Raw genomic sequence first — 19,307 nt, 5'->3', positions numbered from 1 at the left:
TGGCGGGAATCCGGAGTTTCAGGCAGGTACAATGACAGCTAACATCAAGGTCTATACGGGCTATCCGTTAAATTATAATCTAAAAACAAAATTTGGTACTAGAGCGGATGGGGCGAATAAATATACAGCAGAATACTATATTCCAATGGATGTAAAATACGAAGGATATGTAGTTGAAAAGAAACAAATGCGTGTACTCCAAAATGCTACTCTTCAAGTTAATGATTCGAAAAATCTGCAGGCTCAGGTGCGGACAATGGCTACTGATATGACCGATTTCTCCAACAATTGGAACGATGTGACATCGGCGACAACGAATACGATCTGGAGCTCAGATAATTCAGCAGTAGCTACTGTAGACCAGTATGGGAAAGTAGTGGCCCATGCAGAAGGAACTGCACATATCACAGCCAAGTGGAACAAATATCCATATTCCCTATATGGAACTGCTACCATAACCGTAGGCGGGGGAGAAGGCTCCGGCTCAGGCGAATGCACCTACACCATTCAACCTCCGAACAAGATTGCGGCTCCGCAAGCATCATTTATGGACCCGGCAGCGAGCGGGGTCATTCTGGGTGATGATGCAGCGAATGGGATACATTTTGATGCACCGACCGGAATTCCTACCTCAGATCATTTATACGCCAATGCGTGGGGAAAGAATTATTTGTTTGAACATACCTTTGCCAATATGGCAGGGCAGATACGCTATTCCTGCAGTGTGGATGTTACCTATCCTACTAAATGGGAGGAAGCGCAGCCGGATCTTCCGGGAGAGGATGGTGGAGATCCGATCCCCCAAGATCCAATTCCCAAAGATTCATCCTTTGACAAAACCTATACCTTTGAACTGACGCCTAGAGAATATGCGTACTGGCAGATCGATCAGTTATCTGTCTATCAAATCGACCGGGCACTGATGGAGAATTATGCACTGCCGGATGGTTCAGTCACACTTTACCCTAATAACTATAATCCTCCAGCGCTTGAACTTGCCAATAGCACAGTGGTGGAAGAGCATGTTGTTCCCCAAGAGACAGGAACCCTATCGTTTACGCCGGAGGTGGTTGATGGTGGGGACCATGAACCTGGCCCGGACGATGTTGATGATTCAGCGGAGCTTAAGAGTCTTGCAGAATCGCAAACGAACGATCCAAAGGTGCAGAATGACCGGCTGGTATTCAACGGACAGATAATTATGGATGACACTGTCTCTACAAAGACCGGGCCCGTTCCGGGAAGGATTGCCGATCCGCAGGATACCGGAGGCGATGTACTTTATCAAGGCCAGTTGATGATTAACCGGAGTCTGCTCAACCGGGCAAATGCGGCCAGTTCTGGCTCAATATATTACACGATGCTGCCGGAGAATGTGGAGGGACAGGGGGACCAGTCGTATCCAATCAATGGAATTAACTCCATCACCGTACACACACCCGTCGTCAACTATTCGCTTCTCCCGGATGATAACCGTCCTTACGACCAGCGGATGGACCCGGATTACGACCGGACGGTGCTGATTCTGGACCGGCCCTTTACTGTTCATTTCACAGAGAGCGGGCAGCACCTGAACATTCCCGGCTACGGCAACCGGGATTATGGCAAGTACACGCAGAACAAACGCATCCAGTTTCCGTTCGGTGTGTTCCAAGAGGGGCAGTATTACCCGGAAAACACCTGGATCAACATCCCTGTCGGGACACCGTATATGAACTTTACCATGCCGACTTGGGTTAACGAAGGGGACTATACCATTCATACACAGTCCTGGGCAATCAATACACCTTCAGACGGGGCGGAGTTGTGTCAGGTTAATCTGAACGGTAATCTGGCGAATTACTGCGCAGCAGAGAGCTTCAATGTCGGTGTGGTCGGGCGGCTGTTCGATTTTCGGATCTGGGATATCGGAGATTTCCGGTTTGAAAAAGTATTCCGCACGGGAACGGGCAATTTGGACCATAGCAGCGCAATGTATTATACGGGCGGGAACGATGAGAATGGTGCACCAACGGCTTTAAGCGGACAAAGACAGTGGCATCTCCCTATCCGCAAAGGTTCACATCCCACGGAGCAAATAACGGTTCCGCATAACGGCTACTCGTTTCTGTTCGATTTCCGGACCATTGGGAATCTGTGGCAGCCGGGAGAGGGAATTCGCATTGAGCCAAGCTTCTACTTTATTCCGAAAACCGGAGGAAGTGCAGCGCCCGTAGATTTGTATTATGACGTCTCGGGTTCGGGCAATAAGATGATCGGCGTCGGCTCACCGAAGGACAAGTTGAGCTATACCCGCACCTACCGCTTGGCCGATGGCCTGCGGAATATATCAGGCGGTGAGTTATCCACGGCGGCCAGCTATGAGTATAACTATATCCTCACGGAGGCGGAGCGGGGACAAACTAATTGGCTGAAGTTCTACGAGAAGTATATAAAGCGTAAAACCGAGATTTCCGAAGGCTATAACCTGGAAATTCTGCCTTATACATCTCGTACCTTAGTCGGTCCTACGAATATTCCGAATGGAGTAAACCCCGTTGCCGCAGTACGCAGCGTGCAGCACTGGTACGGGGAATACAACCTGCCGATAGCTCCTTATATCCTGCCCAAGGGGACTAACATTGTGACTTTGGCGAATCATTATGGAGGCGCACTGGACGGCCATGAACAGGAGTTCATTACCGGCGGATATATCCTGGTGAAGTTCGAAATTTATACGGTCAAAAATAGTGATGCCGGCACCCGCATTCTGGGCTACAAAGCGCCTGAAGCCAATATGTGGTCGATTGAGGGCCAGATGACCGCAGACACAGATGAAATGGGGCAGACCTTTTCCTTTGCCTCGGGAGATATAATCCTGTTCGAATCGGATTTCTCGGTGCGCAATGACTATCAGGGGCAGGGGAAATGAAGATAATTTAAATTAAGGTAAAAAGTTCTTTTAAAGGAATAAAATATAAAATAATTTACGCGTTTATCCGATAAATAAATTAAGTGAAACCTGAGTTATACTAATGAACTTGAAATTCCTTCAAATTAATAATTGTGTTTTTCAAGTTCATTTTTATATAAAAATATGATTTATAAGGAGCGATTTATAATGGCAGACAAAGTAACAGTAAACTATGATGGTTTGAAAACACTTGCAGAGAATATTATAAAACAAAAAGGAGAATACGATAATTTAATGAAAAAAATTACGACTACAGCTACGACGTTGAACAGTATCTGGGAGGATACTGCCGCAAGAGAGTTTGCGGAAAAGGTGAAAGGAATGGATAAAACTTTTACTGCTTTTGGCCAAGCTCTTGAGAATATTGGAATTCATATGAGAAATGTTTCGAACAGTTATGAAACTCTTTCTAAAGAAATTAAAGCTGCTCAGAACAAAAGTTTCTAAATAATTTTCTTTATCCAAATAAACAGCAAGAGTCCCACTACATAAGAATGCAATCAGCTATGCAGCATACTGCATAGCTGATTTTATTAGAAACTAGCAGGGGGAAGCCATGGCGACGACGAAACTATTGTTCAATGTCGATGAAGTAGAGCGCCTGCGGACGAAGATTGGACTGGTCAGCCAGGACACAAACCGCCTGCATCTGCAGTTCAAGGGAAAAGCCTCGGACTGGGGCGGCATCCCGCTGGGGCAGGAGCTGCTAAAGGCTCAAGTGCTCATCAAGGAATTAACCAGTGAAGCTGAGAAGCTAGAGGATCTGTTACGCAGTGCCGTCCAGGGATTTCAGAGTGTTCAAGCCGAGAATAAGCGGCAGGCAAGTCAGCTCAGCCAGCAGCTGGGTGTACTGGCAGGGCTATTCGGAAGCGCAGGCAGCCGTGGGTCATTCGGTCCACTTTCTATCCCCTTCCTGGCACAGAAGGCCGTGACCAGCCTGATTCGTACGTTAACGATCCTGAGTGCCCGGGATGAATGGAGCAGCGATCCGGTGGTGCAGAAGCTGCGGGGAATGATTCAGCAGTCAGGCCTGGTAAGCATCGATGGACTGGCCGCGGAGATGAAGCTGAAGGAAATCTACGAAGCACGGGAGCAGATTGGAAAGTCACAGATCGCCTACGAGGTGTACAAGAACTTTGGCAATCAGGCACAAATGGAGGCGGCCCATCAGCAGGCGGAGGAAGCGCGCAAGAAGCTGAAGTCGATGGGGATCAGCGAAGTCCAGTATCAGCCCGGGAAGGACCTCAGCGGATATTACAAGCAGTCCGCGATCAAAGCCTGTGACTACGATCCGAGCATTACAGACAAAAGCGTACCGCTGCTGGAGAAGGAAGAATATGCGCTTTTGCTGCGGATGGCGATGGAGCCGGGAATACAGGGGGAGTGGGCAAAGCAGCAGTTGGCCCTGATCCAACCGGAAGCAACGATAGGGCCGGTAGACCCGCGTAACAGCGTGTCAGAAGCGGATATCCTGAACCGGAACGATCCGGCGGTGATCGAGCGGCTGAAAGGAACGTACTGGGTTACTTTACCAGCTGAGGAACAGGACCGGATATATGAAGAACTCAAGGCGTATTACGAGAAGCTGGATAAGGAAGCAGCAGATCAAGACCGTTTGGCGAGAAGCGGAGTAGGGAATCAGACAGTGGCGAACATCCTAATGGGTGGAAGCAATATGATGGTCCAAGCCATTAACACGGCCACATTTGGACTCCCAAGGATGCTGGGGGACTGGATTGCAGGTCCAATGCCGGAAGGCTATGTGAACCCAATGGACGATCCGTATGGAAAAAAAGCGGGACAAATAGCCGGAACCTTCATTAGCATCGGCCTGCCCTGGAAGTTCTTGGGCGCAGTGAAGACACCAGGCGTGGTAGGTAAGTTCTCGCCCACCTTACTTAAATCGATGGTAGCCGGAGCGATCAGCGGAACCCTTGAAGAAACCATGGACGCGATCAACGATTACCGGGATGATGGGAAGCAAAGCGTGGGAGAGCGCTTAATCTCGGTAGGTGTGAACACGACAATAGCGGGAGCGGGAGATGCGTTATTCACCGCCGCCAGCAAAGGGCTGGCGAGTGTAAAGAAGCTCGTGAACGGGTCTATCCGTGAAGTGAAGTTTAAAGAGGTGGATGGCACCGCTAAGGCCAAGGCGGAGATTGATGGGAAGGGTAAGGAGCTTGAGGAGGTTCGGGTTGGGGGGAAGGGAAAGACTGGAGTGGCAGCAGCACTCCAACAACGAGTTGATGAGATAAGAAGTGAATTACCAAGCTCAATCAAAAAATCTGGCAATCTAGGTGTTGCCAAGATAGAAATTAGTGGACTTCCTAATGAATTAAAAGCTCACAGTAGCGTAAACTTTGCAACTGATAAAGGTTCAGACGGTTTTATTTTATTAAAATCAAAAGAGCAAAGGAGCTTTGAAACAATTAATGTCGATAAGGATGGATATGTTGGAACAGAAAAAGCTTATAGCCGGGAATGGGATACAGAAGTTAAAATATTGGAAGACGTAGCATATAGACTTGGGGAAAACACACAAGCCACTGGAACTATTGACTTATTTACTGAACGGTTGGCCTGTGCTAGCTGTAGTGATGTTATCTTGGAATTTAGAAGAAGATATCCCAATATACAACTGAACATTTATACTGGAAAGAAATAATTCTATTAAGATTGAATGAAGAGAGGATTCCAATGGAGATTTGGAGTTATGAAGAGGCTAGTGAAATAGTTCGTGAAAATTTTGACCAATCCTTAGCTCTTGGACTGAATGTCACCCAATCAGTTGAAAGAGCGCTTTATGAATTTGAAACAGTAATTGAAGCAAATGAATTGGAAAAACTAATGATTTATATTATTTTGGTGAAATTAAGCGTTGAGCATAATGAAGTTCGACCCGATGTTTCTGATGAGTTTTTTAAACTTACAGAAGCCGATATATTATTGCACACACTAAATCAATTTGAGGATGCTGAACTAAACATTGTGAAAAAGGAGATAGAAGAGATACGGAGGCGGCTTTTCAGAGTAACCTAATTAAGGGAATATGTTTTTTAAATAGAGCTAAAAATGAGTTATCTTTAGTGCTGTGACTATCTGATTGATGGTAGATGGTAGATAGATGCATTAAGTGCCGTATGAACTATCGCAATTTTAGTTTGATCAGGTGGAGTAAACAACCTTGATTGACTTCGTGCTTTTCAAAGTTTTTCTTTGTTGGGAAGCTACACAGAGTCTGAATGAAAGCATCAGTCAACCAATAATAATGCCCGGATAAAGTTTTTACTATTTTGATTGCACGTACAAAGATACTTTAATGTTGTAGCCCGAATAATGCTATTCCGTTACCGAAGCAGGCCAATTATAGTCAAAAACGACATAATTGGCCTGTTTTCTCATTTCAGTATTATTGTCAGACCATCCTAGCAGGGTCAAACCATCAGAAAGCCAGTTGCTCATCAAGGAATTAACCAGCGAGGCTGAGAAGCTGGAGGATCTGATCCGTAGTGCCGTTCAGGGCGTCCAGGGTGTACAAGCCGAGAATAAGCGGCAGGCAGGTCAGCTCAGCCAGCAACTGGGTGTACTGGCAGGGTTATTTGGAAGCGGAGGCAGCCGTGGGTCATTCGGTCCACTTTCTATCCCCTTCTTGGCACAGAAGGCCGTGACCAGCCTGATATGTACGTTAACGATTCTAAGTACCAGGGATGAATGGAGCAGCGATCCGGTGGTGCAGAAGCTGCGGGGAATGATTCAGCAGTCAGGCCTGGTAAGCATCAATGGACTGGCCGCGCAGATGAAGCTGAAAGAGATTTACGAAGCACGGGAGCAGATTGGAAAGTCACAGACCGCCTACGAGGTGTATAAGACCTTTGGCAATCAGGCACAAATGGAGGCTGCACATCAGCAGGCAGAAGAAGCGCGCAAGAAGCTGAAGTCGATGGGGATAAGCGAAGTCCAGTATCAGCCCGGGAAGGACCTCAGCGGATATTACAAGCAGTCAGCTATCAAAGCCTGTGACTACGATCCTTCCATTACAGACAAAAGCGTACCACTGCTGGAGAAGGAAGAATATGCGCTCTCAAATAAAAGATCCTAATGTTAAAGGGCGAATAGATTTGTTTACAGAACTAGATGCGTGTCAAAGTTGTTCTAATTTAATTATGGGGTTTAGACGTAAGTTTCCAAATATTGAGTTGAATGTCTATTCTAAAAATATGAAATAAGGACTGATGATATGAATATGACAAGTTATGAATCGATAAAATCATCAATAGGGCTAGATTTTGAGGAATACATTGAAGAAGAAGGTTTAAATGTGGCTCAAGTTTCAGCAAAAACCTTGGAAGAAGACTGGAGAAGAGTAAACGATAGTTTATTTACTAAAACATTATATTTTATTTCTATTGCCATAGAGAGTTTAAAATATAAAGAAATTGCTGATTTTATATATTACAAGCTGGATATTTACCTTGAAAACGTTGAATTCGAAGAAAATATAGATAAAAATGACATTGAAAAGCTGGAGCAAGATATTCAAGTATGTAAGAAATTAATTGATAGTAAAGATGAGTATAAAATTAGGGAAACAAGCTTTGCTACTAAGTCAAGAGTAGAATACATCTTAGGTTTGAAAGTTGATTGACGTTAGTGTTGTAAAGGTGGTACTACGAACTTAAACAGGTGGAGGCTACTTAGTGCCGAATGAAAGCATCAGTCAACAAATAACAGATATAACCATGTAATGCCCTTATGAAGATTTTACTATTTTGTTAGAAAGCACGGGAATACTTTAATGGTGTAACCGAATAACGTTATTCGTCACCGAAGCAGGCTGATTATGGTTAGATACGACCATGATTAGCCTTGCTATTCATTTCAGTATTACTGTCAGACCATCCTAGTAATGAGAAGCTGGCTTCAATGGATAAAGGCGCTTCAGCAGTTACGTGCCAAGAGTGACCGTCCTCACTGGTATTGAGCCTAACGGACACTACTGGTTAAATCTGGGGTATATTTGTCACAGCAAGGTATTCCTTCGGAATTGAATCAAGCTATGGAGAACGGAAATCCTTAGCGATAAGGGTTTCCGTTTTTTTGCAATAAAATGCTACAATACTCGTAATGACAGCCTGCGAATGCTTGCTTTGAATCATAAATTCAGGGGAGTGCAGGTATGAATAGTGACCGGTTTACCGATAAAAACGAAATGCCAACGGAAGACGAGCTGTATTCATCTCTTGGAAGTGGGGCGAAGGATGCCTGGGTTCAATTAATGAGCTTTGCAGAGGAGCATTACGACCATGTAGCCGAATGGAATTATGGCGGCAAGAATTACGGCTGGAACGTCAGGTACCGTAAAAGTGGAAAAACCCTATTTAACATGTTCCCGGAGAAAAACGGATTTACCGTCCTGCTTGTCCTTGGAAAAAAGGAGATTGAAGGATATCAGGACAGATGTGCAGAGTTCAGCGGCGCTTTCCGCTCCGTGTATGATTCTGCAGCCCAGTATCATGACGGGAAATGGTTATGGATAAGGGTCGAAGCTGCCGGACAGCTTGAGGATATCCAAAGGATGATTCTGATCAAGAGGAAAGCGAGAGTCCGCCGATGAACTGGACGGTTGAACGTATTCTGCATTTTGAAGAGCGGAGCACAATTATCGACGGATACTGTCATTTCGGTTTTCACGACGGTCAGGGGAACCGGTTCATACTGGATCATGATACACATTGGCTGGGGAAAATAAGCAGGAGCAGCAATACGCTCAGCTGGACGGCCGGGAAGTCACCGGTGAGGGCTGGAGTCCGGCATATCCATGTTGATCTGGCTAACCCCACTTATATGACTACAATAGATTCAGATACAATCATGGTTGTAAGCAGCGGGAATAACAAGGTATTCCGGATAAATCACTTTACAGGCAGTTCGCAGCTATTGATCGCCGGAGACGTATGGGGGCTGAAGGACATTGGCAATTGCGAGTATGATCCGGGCGGTTTCTTGTGGATTAATGAGGTGACCGGATGCAGAGTGCACAAGTTCGACCTTGAAGGCCGGCTGCTTACCACTTTCGGTAACGGTGTACCAGGGGTTGCGCAGGATAAGGCAGCAAGGGATGAAGTGCAGTTTAATTGGATTTTTGATCTGCGGCGCGGGCCTGATGGCAATATCTATGTTCTGGATAGCGGGAATTATTGTGTACGGATGATTGATGTTAGCTGTGATGTAGTAATACGAGTGGCAGGTACGGGGACAGGTGGTTATTCCGGAGATGGCGGCCCGGCATTAGAGGCAACCTTCGGATCTAATCCGGATGAGCACTTCGATGGGCCCTGGTCTTTGGCGATTGATGAGGCGGGCAATCTATTCATTGGAGACACACAGAATCATGTGGTTCGAACGGTCGAACACGAAACGGGGCGGATAACCACGATTGCTGGCCGTACTTCAAGAGTCCCTTCTTACATTAATGATTCAGCTATATCTATAAATCCGCTTGCTCTGCAGCTACCCAAAATTTGCAGTCTTGACTATTATAACAACCACTTGTTTATTCCCGAATGGGATGGAGAATTAATTATTCTGGCAAGGTCTCGCTAACAGAACTTATTAACAGGATTCACCACTTCAGAGCCGCCGCATATTTCGGATACAGCTCGCGGATACAGTCCGGGCAGATATCATGGGTGAACTGTAAAGAGAGCTGCAGCTTCAGGAAACGTTCAATGGTAATCCATTCCTCCTGGCTGCTGCGGACTGATTTGCAGGCTGCACAGATGGGCACGAGCTGGGGGCTTGGGTGTAGATGGACGCTGGGGCACTGGGTTACAAGGGGAGGACCGGCAGATTCCTCTGACTTAGGGGAAGGTCCAATATCACGCAGTGTAAGGACGGCAGTCTGATGCGCGGGTGCTTGTTGTTCAGTAAGGAGCGGGAAGATATCCAGGTGAAATATTCTGCTGCCGTTATTCCAGGTCAGTAGTGTTAGCTGAGCGCTGGCAACAAGGCGGATTCCCTTGAAAATATCACACAGCAGCTGCTCCAGCTTTACCATCCCGTCCGGATCAGCCAGCTTGTGCCGAAACAGCTCCAGCACATTCAATTCGAGCCAGTCCCCAGCACTTGAGAAGCCGTACAGCCGGTTAAAGTCTTCCCAGTGATCGCTGGCGAAACGGATGTCCCCAGTGCTGCCGATTACCAGCGAGTTATGCTTCATGGCATTCAGGGATTGAATGATGGAAGAAGAGATACTGTCCGGCAATGGTAATCGCTCCTTGGGTGGTGCAGGAATGACAAGCTAGGATGGCGGGAGGTTCAGCAGTTCGGCGACTTGGCGGCGGTAGCGGTCGGCTTTACGTGTGCCGTGAATCAGGTTGGATAGCCGATAGGGTGGGATGCCGTGTAACTCACAGAATTTCTTCTGGTCCAAATGCAGTTCTGTCAGACGCTGTTTGATAGCCCAGCCATATGGAGTAATAGGTCGTTTGCTGTTCAGATCACTCACCTCTTATCGACTATCCAGCCGCTATGTTATAATTAGGAAAAGACATAATAATAGTTAATTATATACTTTTTTACGTCATTTTACAATAAAAAATAACGTTTTTACGTATAAAACATTTTGGCGGAAGGCGGGTTACCGAATGCACTCCATTTACGAACGAATTGAATCTCTCATCAAACGGCAAGGACTTACGAAGAAAGCTTTCTGTGAGCAGCTGAATATCAGCACCGGCAACATGGGAGACTGGAAGCGCGGCAAGTCGACGCCCGGCACGCATAAGCTGATTGAGATCGCCGCATTTTTTAATGTGAGCCTCGATTGGCTGATTCTGGGCAAGCGGAGTGTGGACACGGTGAAAGAAAGCGGAGAGGATTATTTTTTTGGCCAAATACGGCAATTGAATTGCCAAACGGATGAACTGCTGCAGAAAGAGAAGGAGTTTATCAAGGAATACATTGAATTTACAGAGTACCGTAAGCGCAAGGCGGATGACGGGAATTCTAATTAAATAAGCGATGCTCTGACAGGAGTGAAAATTCTTAAAAGGGCATCTTTACTTTTTGCGGCAATGGATTTATAATATTGAATGTTGGCCTCAAACAAAGCTTTAACATTTGTTCACACCGCGCGGTAGTGGTGGAATGGCAGACACGCTATCTTGAGGGGGTAGTGGGTGTATACCCGTGGAGGTTCGAGTCCTCTCTACCGCATAACATGTAACAGCAGAAACCTGAAATTCCTTATCCATAAGGGACTTCAGGTTTTTTGCTGTTTATTTGGGTTTGCAGCTGCAGGAGCATGGAGGGAAATCAAATAAGAAGGGGATGAGGATGATGTATACCGGACGGAGTAAAGAATGGAGTGGGAAGCGGAGTCTGAACGGGCGCTGCCTGATTATTACTGCGGATGATTTCGGCATGTGCCACTCTATGAATGAGGCGATTATGAAGCTTTGGGACACGGGGGCCATTACTTCCGCCATGATTATGATGCCAGGGCCCTGGGCTAAGCAGGCAGCTGACTATGCCGCACATAACCGCGAAGCGAATATCGGTGTGCATCTTACGCTTACTTCCAGTTTCCCGCAGTATAAGTGGGGGCCGGTGACGAGAGATGGAAGGGTTCAATCGTTAATGACTCAAGAGGGGTACTTTTGGGGGACATCGGCTGAAGTGGAGCTTCAGGCTGCTGAAGAAGCAGTCAGGACTGAAGTACGCAATCAGATCGAAGCCGCCATACGGATGGGGATTGATCCGACACATCTGGACAGTCATGAGGGCAGTCTATTGGGACTGGCGGGCGGACGCGATTTTCTGGAGCTGGCCTTCGACTTGTGTGAGGAATACCGGCTGCCGTTCAAGCTGCCCCGGAACATTGTGAACCAGTCTTTTTTATCTCCGCAGATGCGGGAGTTGTTCCAGAAGAGAATTCATTCGGCAGACCGCCGGGGAATCCCGCTGATTGATGATTTAATCATTCTGCCTTATGAGCAGGAGCAGGGGGAGGGTTATCCTGATGTGAGGCGGCAATTATCGCAGGCCATCCAAGAAATGAAAGCTGGAATAACGGAGCTGGTCGTGCACCCTTCAAGGGACACTGCTGAAATGCGCACCCTTACCCCCTCTTCGCCAAAAGAGAAATGGAATATAACTTGTGTATGGACAAGGAATTCAGACAGCTGCTGGTGGACGAAGAAATCCGATTGATATCCTGGAAGGACGTACGTGAACAGATGCGCTTGGGCTAGATAAGGCAAGGCTTGCGCCGGGGTTAATTACAGGAAGTTACCGGTAAGCTTAAGATGAAAAAAACACCCTTTACACCCGGCATTCATGCGGGCAGTAAGGGTGTTTGTATTTTGCGGCAGACAGATGAATTAGGTCGCTCTACTCCAGCAGCTTGGCGATGTCTGCTTCAATCTGGTCCGGTGTGGTTTGCGGTGAGAACCGCTTCAGCACGCGGCCTTCCTGATCCACCAGGAATTTAGTGAAATTCCATTTCACGCTCTTGGAGCCGAGTACGCCGGGTGCTTCTTTGGAGAGATATTTGAATAAAGGATGGGCTTCATTGCCGTTGACATTGATTTTCTCATACATAGGGAAGGTTACACCGTAATTAATCTCGCAGAACTCGGCGATGTCTTCGCTCTCACCCGGCTCCTGTCCGGCGAATTGGTTGCTGGGGAACCCCAGAACTTCGAATCCGCGGTCTTTGAATTTATCGTACACTTCCTGGAGACCCTTATATTGAGGAGTGAAACCGCATTTGCTGGCTGTGTTCACGACAAGCAGTACTTTACCTTTGTATTTGGAGAGTGATTCTTCCTGGCCCTTAAGGGTGTTGGCTTCATAATCATAGACACTCATGGATAATTCCTCCCGAACATTGATTTATCACAATTTAATTGTACACTATTCACCGTCAGAAGCAACCCTCCAGGTTGTGACAACATTGCATAATCGTTTCAAAATGCAGGGGATGTTTAAGTTAAAGGTATGTGTCGGTACAAAATCCGCTTGATAAAGGAGAAGATCAAAGATGACTGCAGTGCAACTGAAGGCGTTATATACAGCTACAGCAACCGTTCGCGGGGGCCGCGAGGGTTCAGTGGAATCATCGGATGGAGCCCTTAAGCATGACCTCAAAATTCCGAAGGAGCTTGGCGGTCCCGGCGGTGCCGGTACGAATCCTGAGCAGCTGTTCGCGGCAGGATATGGTGCCTGCTATGAGAGTGCGCTAGCCAACATTGCCCGTAAGGAGGGCGTGAAGCTGCAGGATGTGGAGATCACTTCCAACGTGCTGATTGGCAAGGACGAGAGCGACGGAGGCTTCAAGCTTGCGGTTAAACTGGATGTGAAGCTGCCGGGTATTGAACGGTCTGTAGCGGAAGATCTGGCGAAGAAAGCTCATGATTTCTGCCCGTACTCGAAGGCGACCCGCGGAAATATTGAGGTTGAACTGAACGTACTGTAAGGTATGGTGAAGTTATATCATTGAAAATGATATGTTCCCGTATAAGGCCGGACAGCCGATGTCCGGTCTTATACTATGTGGAGCCGCAGAAACAACGGGTAGGAATGAACAAAGCTGGGAATAATGGCTAAATAGAGTCGGAGAAGGTTAGAAGTGCAATAAATAGCGGGCGCGAGCTTGCTGTTTGGTTGACATCACCCCGGAAATTCTTTAATATGTCTAAGTATCTGTTAATGTCGCGTGTGCTATTAACTACCAAAAATTTAAATAATGGGTGATGAAGATGTCTTACAGACCGAATATTACGAATGTGACTAAAGCCAGCAGCAATGATAAGGAAGGATTGTACGAGTTCATTATCAAGCTTGCTGACGGAACGGAGTGCCGCGCGTTCTACAATCGGTTTCCGGAATGGAAAATGACGAACATCAGCCGCCTGCTCAAGACGCCATGTCCGGTATGCCGCAAAGATTTCATCTGCAGATGCATGGATTCCTTCACAGCTGATTTCGAAGGGCAAATGATCGGGGACGAGTGGATTAACAAGGCAATTGCTGAATAATTACACGTACTGACGTTGTAGGCGCGGGAGCTATCCCGCGTTTTTTGTTTTTTTCAGAAGAGGATATGAAGGGTACACTATGATTAAGAGGAAGGGGGCGGCGAAGTGGCTGAAGAGTACAAGGAAATGCAGGGTAAATCCATTGTGCTGATTGATGGAGTCTGTCATCTGTGCCAGGGGCTGGTCCGGTTCATTGTTCCCCGTGATCCCCGGGCGAACTTCATGTTCGCCTCCTTGCAGAGTGAGGCGGCCAAGGAATTGCTGAGGGCTGGCAGCCTGCCCGGCAATCAGTTAAACACTGTGGTGCTTGTGGAGAACGGCTGCTATTATACAGAGTCGGCTGCAGTGCTGCGGATTGCCCGCAGACTGCGGTTTCCGTGGCCGCTCGCATATGTGTTCATCCTGGTGCCGAAACCGCTGCGTAACGCCTTGTACAGGCTTGTGGCAAGGAACCGCTACCGCTGGTTCGGCCGGGATGAGCAGTGTCTGCTCCCGTCACCGGATCTGAAGCGGAGATTCCTGTAACCGGAAACCGGGTTTAATACAAAGCAGTGCCGTCCTCTGAGGGCGGCACTGCTTTTTGGGTTGCAGATTATTTTGACGCAGATGAATTCAATGTTTCCTGAGCAGTTCCTTACGGCTTCAAAGGTTCCGTTTTAAGCATATAGCTCTGGGAAAGCTTCCATTTGCCGTCAGCAGACTTCTTCAGGGTTGTCACAGTGGTGGAGCGGCTATCCGGTAACGCAGGACCGCTTAGTTTCTTGGTCGTCTGCACCAGATATACGGAAGCTTCATCGGCTGTATAATCAATGATCTTGGAAGACTCGATAGCGGAATCCAGATCATAGACCTGGAACATCTGGGCATACACCTGTTTGGTCTGAGTATATGCGGGAGAAGTCTCGTCAATGGTCGAGAGCAGGCCGTCCAGGTTCTCTTTGTTGGTATAATCAAAATTAGCCTGAACCACAGCATTGATCAGATCTTCCTCAGCTTTGGGGACCGAAACTGCTGCTTCGAGTGTCCCCTCCGGAAGGGAATACTCTATTGCTTTGATCTGCAGATTGCTGATCTGCCACTGTGTGCTGCCGGTACTCCGGGTCAGGGAATAGATGTACTCAGCTTTGCTGTTCAGCATAAAAGCACCGCCGAGCTTCTTGCTGGTTTCGATCGTCTGCACAGTTGCTTCACTCTTCTGCACATCAATAATGTTCAGCTGCTCAATGGTGGTCTTGGTATCATACTCCGCCATTTGTTCCTCAAGCTGCGGACCAATCGCGGTTAGCGGAGACTGCGGATCGATAAGCGACACGAAACCTTTGGCATTCTCATTATTCAAATAGTCGGCGTACTTATCGAACAGGGCTGAGATTTCTTTGGTGGATGCAGCAGTGTCTGCTGCGCTGGTAATCGCTACGGTATTAGTTTTGGCATCCCAGCTCACCTGGTTGCCGGTAGCTTCACTGACGAAGCGCAGCGGGACATACGTCACATTATTAATCATCCGGGGAGCGGATACCAGCGACTTGACCGTTCCATTCACGCTGGCTTTTTTGCTGCCGATCTGCAGCTTGATGCTCAGGCCTTCCTTACTGGCGGTGACGGTGCTGGTCTTGGCATCCCAGGTAAGGTCCAGGCCCAGCTTCTCGAAGATCGGGCGCATAGGCACGAGGATAGAATCGTTGTCTTTGACCGGCGAGCTGGAGCTCAGGTTCAGCTTCTGCTGATCAATCAGGACTGTAATAGGTTGTTCTGCTGCGGCAGCGGATAAGCTGACTGCACCGGATAAGGCAAGAACGGCAAGGAATCCGGGAATTAGTTTCATAATTGTAAAACTCCTCTCTTAATCTGGACTAACTTATGTATGTACGAATGTATTATAAAGGTACGCGGAGAATGATCACATATCCCTTGCAGGACATGTAAGGTAGGGGGATTCTGGGAGGTTCACTCGGATATTGGTAAAAAAGATATTGCTGAGCTCTTATATATATGCTACTATAGCTGTAAATTAAAGGAACAGTAACGGAAGCACCGTTCAATGACCGTATCCCACGGTTATTGGCGGTGCTTTTTTTGCTGCCATTTTTGCCAATATTCTGAGAGGAGAGTGATTTCATGACGGCAAGAATTGTACTTGCAGTCCGGGAGAGCGAGTACATTGAACCGCTGCTGCATTATCTTCACCATAGTGAGTATGGGGAAATGCTGAGGATCACAGCGTTCAGCAGGCTGGACACTTTTATGGAATTTATGAAGGGAGACGAGATTCCGGATGCCGTTGCCGGTGATCCTTCCTTCATTGAAGCCTGGCTGGTGGAAGGAAGGAGCACGGTTCCGTGGGCAGTGTTGAGTGATGCGGGAGATCTGCCGAATGCCGGTAATGTGGCAGGAGGAATGAGGATTGCCAAATACCAGGCGCTTCCCTCGCTGCTGGAGTCCGTTCTCCAGCTGTGTGATCTGAAGCGGGTCAGGACTGCTGCTGCTCCCAAGGAGCAAACACTGCTGCTGGGGGTTGTCTCGGCAAGCGGCAGCAGCGGCAAAACAACGCTTGCCCTGAATATGGCGAAGCAGCTTGGTGCACTCGGCCTCTCGGTGTTCTACCTCAACCTGGAGAGTGTGGACAGCAGCGGATTATATCTGCGGATGCCGGGCGGTAATGCTCCGGGCTTTGAACGCCTGCTCTACGAACTCAAGGCTGGGGGAGACAACAAGGGAGGGAGGGGGAAGCCCTTATGGAAGGAATATGCGTTCAGGCATGATAGCCTGCGTTGTGATGCATTCAGACCTGTGGAGAATTTCAGGGAAATGCTCCAGATGTCACGGCAGGATACGCTGGAGATATTAGAAGGGCTGGCTGCGTCCGGAAGCTATGATGTGATCATTGCGGATACCGGAAGCATTGAGGAGGAGCGGGCTCAGGCTGTATTGCACAGATGCGGACTCCTGCTGTGGGTACTGAAGAACGAGCAGGTAAGCCGGCACAAGACGGAACGCTGGCTTACCCACTTCGACAGCCCGCATTCCGGCATGCCCCCGGAACTGAGAGGCAGGAGCAGATTCGTGATGAACTGCTGCACGGAAGCGGTGAAAGACAACCCGGCGGATGACGGAACCGGGCTGGCGGGTACACTTCCGTATATTCCTTCCTGGGAGATGCAGCATTACGGAGAGCTCTGCCTGAGCTCACCCCAATTCATAGCGGGAGTACAGCAGCTCTGCAGAAGCATTATTGAACCGGCATTGCCAGGCGTATTTACCGGGAGTTCTGCATGAATGAAGAAATGTTCAGAGCACTGCGCAGCGACATCCGGGCAGGGCTGGACGTTACTTCGGCCATAGGAAACCATGAGCTTGCCGCTTTTATTGAACGGATTATTCTAGGACGGGATAATTTGCAATTTTTGACGGCCAAGGAGAAGCATGAGCTGGTGAAGAAGCTGTTCGACTCCTTCCGGGGGCTGGATATCCTGCAGCCGCTGATAGATAATCCGGCCATTACCGAGATTATGATTAACAGCCATGAGGAGATCTTTGTGGAGGAGGACGGGATGATCCGCAGACTGCCGCTGGCTTTTGAATCCAGAAGCCGGCTGGAGGATATTATCCAGACTGTAGTCTCAGGCGTTAACCGGGTGGTGAATGAGTCTTCACCAATTGTAGATGCCCGGCTGCAGGACGGTTCGCGCGTCAATATCGTGCTGCCGCCTGCTGCGCTAAGGGGCCCGGCAATGACTATCCGCAAGTTCCCTGAGACGCCTATGACCATGGGCGAACTGGTGAAGCGTGAAGCGCTCAGTCAGGAAGCCGCAGAGCTGCTGCAGATTCTGGTAGCGGCCAAGTACAACATCTTCATCAGCGGGGGGACAGGCTCGGGAAAGACTACCTTTCTGAATGCCCTGTCGCAGTTCATACCGCCGCAGGAGCGTGTGATTACGGTAGAGGATTCTGCGGAGCTGCAGATTGTCACGGTCCCGAATCTGGTCTCGCTGGAGACCAGAAATGCCAACACGGAAGGAAGGGGTGAGATTACCATCCGCGATCTGATCCGCACTTCACTGCGGATGCGGCCGAACCGTATTGTTGTTGGTGAGGTGCGTGGAGCAGAGTGCCTGGATATGCTGCAGGCGATGAATACCGGCCATGACGGAAGTTTATCAACAGGCCACTCCAACAGTGCGCATGATATGGTCAGCCGTCTGGAAACTATGGTTCTCAGTGCCGCGGAGCTGCCGGTAGCTGTAGTCCGTCAGCAGATCGGGTCAGCGATTGATATATTCGTACATCTCTCACGGCTGCGGGACCGTTCACGCAGAGTCATGGAGATTTGTGAAGTTGCGGGTCTGCGCAGCGGAGAGGTTGAGCTGAATCCGTTATATGAATTTCGGGAAACCGGGGAAAGGGATGGCCGGGTACTGGGCGGCCTTGCCGCCTGCGGCAATCCGCTGCTGTATACAAACAAACTGCGAATGGCCGGAATCAGTGATTATTCATTGCTGCGCTTCAGCGCAGCCAGAAGGAAGCCAGAGGAGGTTGTGTCCTGAATGCCTTGAAGAACAGAAGCCAGAGTGTACCCAAAGCGGATAGAAGGATATTCGCGAAAGGAATAAAGCCGATTCAGCCGCCTGGCGGATCTGCTGCGGGCGAGCAAGCAGTGCTTCCGGATTATACCCGGTACGAATTGAACGCCATGCAACGAATTCTGGTCATTCTGACAGGGGGTATACTGTTATTTGGCCTTGGTTACCTGTTCTATCATCATCTGCTTCTCTCTGTGCTGCTTGTGCCGGGCAGTGCAGCCGGCCCCCGCCTGCTGCGCAAATATCTGCTCCAGCGCCGGCGCTCAGCGCTTAATCTGCAGTTCAAGCAGATGCTATTCTCGCTCTCTTCATCGCTATCTGCCGGACGGTCGGTAGAGAATGCATTTCGCGAGGCGGTGCTTGATCTACGGATGCTTGACCCTGAGGGAAGCGGTAACATGATCGCTGAGCTGAATATTATCTGTACCCGCATGGAGTACGGGGAGCCGGTAGAAGAGGCGCTGTATGATTTCAGCAAAAGGGCAGGCATGGAGGATGTGGAACGTTTTGCAGATGTATTCATGGTCTGCAAGCGGACGGGCGGGGATCTCGTGGAGATCGTGCGCCGCACTTCTACAATTATTGGAGAGAAGCTGGATATTCAGCAGGATATTGCGGTCAGTATTGCCCAGAAGAAATTTGAGGCCAAGGCCTTACTCGTCTCTCCGCTGATGATGGTGATGTTCATGAGCCTGACAGCGGGAGACTATATGCAGCCGATGTATATTTGAG

21 protein-coding genes and 1 tRNA gene are annotated in these 19,307 nt (G+C 48.5%); 18 read left to right on the top strand and 4 right to left on the bottom strand.

The features are described 5' to 3' along the window. Nucleotides 1-145 precede the first annotated feature (145 nt). The 9 genes from NSU14_RS25425 (at nt 146) to NSU14_RS25385 (ending at nt 9,556) form a co-directional block, all read left to right on the top strand. Nucleotides 146-2,911 carry a DUF5704 domain-containing protein gene (locus NSU14_RS25425; RefSeq protein ID WP_340947707.1) on the top strand — a complete coding sequence of 922 codons (2,766 nt, stop codon included), beginning with the start codon at nt 146-148 and terminating at the stop codon, nt 2,909-2,911. A gap of 189 nt (nt 2,912-3,100) precedes the next feature. Continuing rightward, nucleotides 3,101-3,400, top strand: coding sequence for a WXG100 family type VII secretion target (locus NSU14_RS25420; protein ID WP_042134296.1), 300 nt, complete (start codon nt 3,101-3,103; stop codon nt 3,398-3,400). A gap of 109 nt (nt 3,401-3,509) precedes the next feature. Further along, complete coding sequence (locus tag NSU14_RS25415) at nt 3,510-5,618, top strand: deaminase domain-containing protein (protein WP_052421705.1); 2,109 nt, start codon at nt 3,510-3,512, stop codon at nt 5,616-5,618. 32 nt (nt 5,619-5,650) lie between these two features. Then, complete coding sequence (locus NSU14_RS25410; RefSeq protein WP_042134298.1) at nt 5,651-5,992, top strand: Imm3 family immunity protein; 342 nt, start codon at nt 5,651-5,653, stop codon at nt 5,990-5,992. A 373-nt stretch (nt 5,993-6,365) separates the two neighbouring features. Beyond that, on the top strand, nt 6,366-7,052 hold the full coding sequence (locus NSU14_RS25405; protein ID WP_340947706.1) for a hypothetical protein: 687 nt from the start codon (nt 6,366-6,368) through the stop codon (nt 7,050-7,052). Continuing rightward, complete coding sequence (locus NSU14_RS25400; RefSeq protein WP_081969850.1) at nt 7,027-7,179, top strand: deaminase domain-containing protein; 153 nt, start codon at nt 7,027-7,029, stop codon at nt 7,177-7,179. Before NSU14_RS25405 ends, NSU14_RS25400 begins: the two co-directional genes overlap by 26 nt. A 17-nt stretch (nt 7,180-7,196) precedes the next feature. After that, complete coding sequence (locus NSU14_RS25395; RefSeq protein ID WP_340947704.1) at nt 7,197-7,598, top strand: hypothetical protein; 402 nt, start codon at nt 7,197-7,199, stop codon at nt 7,596-7,598. 531 nt (nt 7,599-8,129) lie between these two features. Beyond that, nucleotides 8,130-8,567: a DUF3788 domain-containing protein gene (locus NSU14_RS25390; RefSeq protein WP_042134303.1), complete on the top strand. Its 438-nt coding sequence runs from the start codon at nt 8,130-8,132 to the stop codon at nt 8,565-8,567. After that, nucleotides 8,564-9,556 carry a hypothetical protein gene (locus NSU14_RS25385; protein WP_340947702.1) on the top strand — a complete coding sequence of 331 codons (993 nt, stop codon included), beginning with the start codon at nt 8,564-8,566 and terminating at the stop codon, nt 9,554-9,556. The genes NSU14_RS25390 and NSU14_RS25385 overlap by 4 nt, the downstream gene beginning before the upstream one ends. A gap of 19 nt (nt 9,557-9,575) precedes the next feature. Here NSU14_RS25385 and NSU14_RS25380 read toward each other — a convergent pair whose 3' ends face one another. Further along, nucleotides 9,576-10,217: a hypothetical protein gene (locus tag NSU14_RS25380; protein WP_076242368.1), complete on the bottom strand. Its 642-nt coding sequence runs from the start codon at nt 10,215-10,217 to the stop codon at nt 9,576-9,578. A gap of 36 nt (nt 10,218-10,253) precedes the next feature. Further along, a complete protein-coding gene (locus NSU14_RS25375; RefSeq protein ID WP_076242814.1) occupies nt 10,254-10,451 on the bottom strand; it encodes a Rha family transcriptional regulator in 198 nt (65 codons plus the stop codon). Between the two features lie 148 nt (nt 10,452-10,599). Here NSU14_RS25375 and NSU14_RS25370 point away from each other — a divergent pair, with 148 nt between their 5' ends. The 3 genes from NSU14_RS25370 to NSU14_RS25360 all read left to right on the top strand — a co-directional run bounded on the left by NSU14_RS25370 (nt 10,600) and on the right by NSU14_RS25360 (nt 12,166). Continuing rightward, on the top strand, nt 10,600-10,968 hold the full coding sequence (locus NSU14_RS25370; RefSeq protein ID WP_042134309.1) for a helix-turn-helix domain-containing protein: 369 nt from the start codon (nt 10,600-10,602) through the stop codon (nt 10,966-10,968). Between the two features lie 119 nt (nt 10,969-11,087). Continuing rightward, nucleotides 11,088-11,170: transfer RNA gene (locus NSU14_RS25365), tRNA-Leu, on the top strand. A 120-nt stretch (nt 11,171-11,290) separates the two neighbouring features. Next, nucleotides 11,291-12,166, top strand: a complete 876-nt coding sequence (locus NSU14_RS25360; protein WP_340947699.1) for a polysaccharide deacetylase family protein — start codon at nt 11,291-11,293, stop codon at nt 12,164-12,166. 180 nt (nt 12,167-12,346) lie between these two features. On the opposite strand, the gene NSU14_RS25355 is transcribed toward NSU14_RS25360, so the two are convergent. Then, on the bottom strand, nt 12,347-12,826 hold the full coding sequence (locus tag NSU14_RS25355; RefSeq protein ID WP_076242370.1) for a glutathione peroxidase: 480 nt from the start codon (nt 12,824-12,826) through the stop codon (nt 12,347-12,349). A gap of 187 nt (nt 12,827-13,013) precedes the next feature. On the opposite strand from NSU14_RS25355, the gene NSU14_RS25350 reads away from it, so the two are divergent. From NSU14_RS25350 to NSU14_RS25340, 3 genes are all read left to right on the top strand, one after another. Continuing rightward, nucleotides 13,014-13,433 (top strand): organic hydroperoxide resistance protein, encoded by a 420-nt coding sequence (locus tag NSU14_RS25350; protein ID WP_042140820.1) that lies wholly within the window; start codon nt 13,014-13,016, stop codon nt 13,431-13,433. A gap of 283 nt (nt 13,434-13,716) precedes the next feature. Beyond that, on the top strand, nt 13,717-13,995 hold the full coding sequence (locus NSU14_RS25345) for a hypothetical protein (protein WP_039296361.1): 279 nt from the start codon (nt 13,717-13,719) through the stop codon (nt 13,993-13,995). A gap of 126 nt (nt 13,996-14,121) precedes the next feature. Then, nucleotides 14,122-14,520: a thiol-disulfide oxidoreductase DCC family protein gene (locus NSU14_RS25340; protein WP_042140821.1), complete on the top strand. Its 399-nt coding sequence runs from the start codon at nt 14,122-14,124 to the stop codon at nt 14,518-14,520. A 109-nt stretch (nt 14,521-14,629) separates the two neighbouring features. Here the strand turns inward: NSU14_RS25340 and NSU14_RS25335 are convergent, their stop codons facing one another. Continuing rightward, nucleotides 14,630-15,820: a copper amine oxidase N-terminal domain-containing protein gene (locus NSU14_RS25335; RefSeq protein WP_340947698.1), complete on the bottom strand. Its 1,191-nt coding sequence runs from the start codon at nt 15,818-15,820 to the stop codon at nt 14,630-14,632. Between the two features lie 293 nt (nt 15,821-16,113). On the opposite strand from NSU14_RS25335, the gene NSU14_RS25330 reads away from it, so the two are divergent. The 3 genes from NSU14_RS25330 to NSU14_RS25320 are packed head-to-tail and all read left to right on the top strand — an operon-like array spanning nt 16,114 to nt 19,306. Next, nucleotides 16,114-17,271, top strand: coding sequence for a hypothetical protein (locus NSU14_RS25330; RefSeq protein WP_340947697.1), 1,158 nt, complete (start codon nt 16,114-16,116; stop codon nt 17,269-17,271). Continuing rightward, nucleotides 17,268-18,539 (top strand): CpaF family protein, encoded by a 1,272-nt coding sequence (locus NSU14_RS25325; RefSeq protein WP_340947695.1) that lies wholly within the window; start codon nt 17,268-17,270, stop codon nt 18,537-18,539. Before NSU14_RS25330 ends, NSU14_RS25325 begins: the two co-directional genes overlap by 4 nt. A 5-nt stretch (nt 18,540-18,544) precedes the next feature. After that, nucleotides 18,545-19,306: a type II secretion system F family protein gene (locus tag NSU14_RS25320; protein WP_445670063.1), complete on the top strand. Its 762-nt coding sequence runs from the start codon at nt 18,545-18,547 to the stop codon at nt 19,304-19,306. Nucleotide 19,307 lies beyond the last annotated feature (1 nt).

Source organism: Paenibacillus sp. FSL R10-2771 (genome assembly GCF_038000205.1).
Taxonomy (GTDB): domain Bacteria; phylum Bacillota; class Bacilli; order Paenibacillales; family Paenibacillaceae; genus Paenibacillus_AQ; species Paenibacillus_AQ phytohabitans.
The sequence above is the reverse complement of the archived record's forward strand: the minus strand, read 5'-3'. Positions and strand labels throughout refer to the sequence as shown.

Excerpts from the sequence above, each read along its gene's own strand:
- NSU14_RS25420 (WP_042134296.1), top strand. The coding sequence starts at position 3,101 with ATGGCAGACAAAGTAACAGTAAACTATGATGGTTTGAAAACACTTGCA.
- NSU14_RS25335 (WP_340947698.1), bottom strand. The coding sequence starts at position 15,820 with ATGAAACTAATTCCCGGATTCCTTGCCGTTCTTGCCTTATCCGGTGCA.
- NSU14_RS25410 (WP_042134298.1), top strand. The coding sequence starts at position 5,651 with ATGGAGATTTGGAGTTATGAAGAGGCTAGTGAAATAGTTCGTGAAAAT.
- NSU14_RS25360 (WP_340947699.1), top strand. The coding sequence starts at position 11,291 with ATGATGTATACCGGACGGAGTAAAGAATGGAGTGGGAAGCGGAGTCTG.
- NSU14_RS25355 (WP_076242370.1), bottom strand. The coding sequence starts at position 12,826 with ATGAGTGTCTATGATTATGAAGCCAACACCCTTAAGGGCCAGGAAGAA.
- NSU14_RS25370 (WP_042134309.1), top strand. The coding sequence starts at position 10,600 with ATGCACTCCATTTACGAACGAATTGAATCTCTCATCAAACGGCAAGGA.
- NSU14_RS25340 (WP_042140821.1), top strand. The coding sequence starts at position 14,122 with ATGCAGGGTAAATCCATTGTGCTGATTGATGGAGTCTGTCATCTGTGC.
- NSU14_RS25395 (WP_340947704.1), top strand. The coding sequence starts at position 7,197 with ATGACAAGTTATGAATCGATAAAATCATCAATAGGGCTAGATTTTGAG.
- NSU14_RS25330 (WP_340947697.1), top strand. The coding sequence starts at position 16,114 with ATGACGGCAAGAATTGTACTTGCAGTCCGGGAGAGCGAGTACATTGAA.
- NSU14_RS25400 (WP_081969850.1), top strand. The coding sequence starts at position 7,027 with ATGCGCTCTCAAATAAAAGATCCTAATGTTAAAGGGCGAATAGATTTG.
- NSU14_RS25385 (WP_340947702.1), top strand. The coding sequence starts at position 8,564 with ATGAACTGGACGGTTGAACGTATTCTGCATTTTGAAGAGCGGAGCACA.
- NSU14_RS25425 (WP_340947707.1), top strand. The coding sequence starts at position 146 with ATGGATGTAAAATACGAAGGATATGTAGTTGAAAAGAAACAAATGCGT.
- NSU14_RS25325 (WP_340947695.1), top strand. The coding sequence starts at position 17,268 with ATGAATGAAGAAATGTTCAGAGCACTGCGCAGCGACATCCGGGCAGGG.
- NSU14_RS25415 (WP_052421705.1), top strand. The coding sequence starts at position 3,510 with ATGGCGACGACGAAACTATTGTTCAATGTCGATGAAGTAGAGCGCCTG.
- NSU14_RS25345 (WP_039296361.1), top strand. The coding sequence starts at position 13,717 with ATGTCTTACAGACCGAATATTACGAATGTGACTAAAGCCAGCAGCAAT.
- NSU14_RS25390 (WP_042134303.1), top strand. The coding sequence starts at position 8,130 with ATGAATAGTGACCGGTTTACCGATAAAAACGAAATGCCAACGGAAGAC.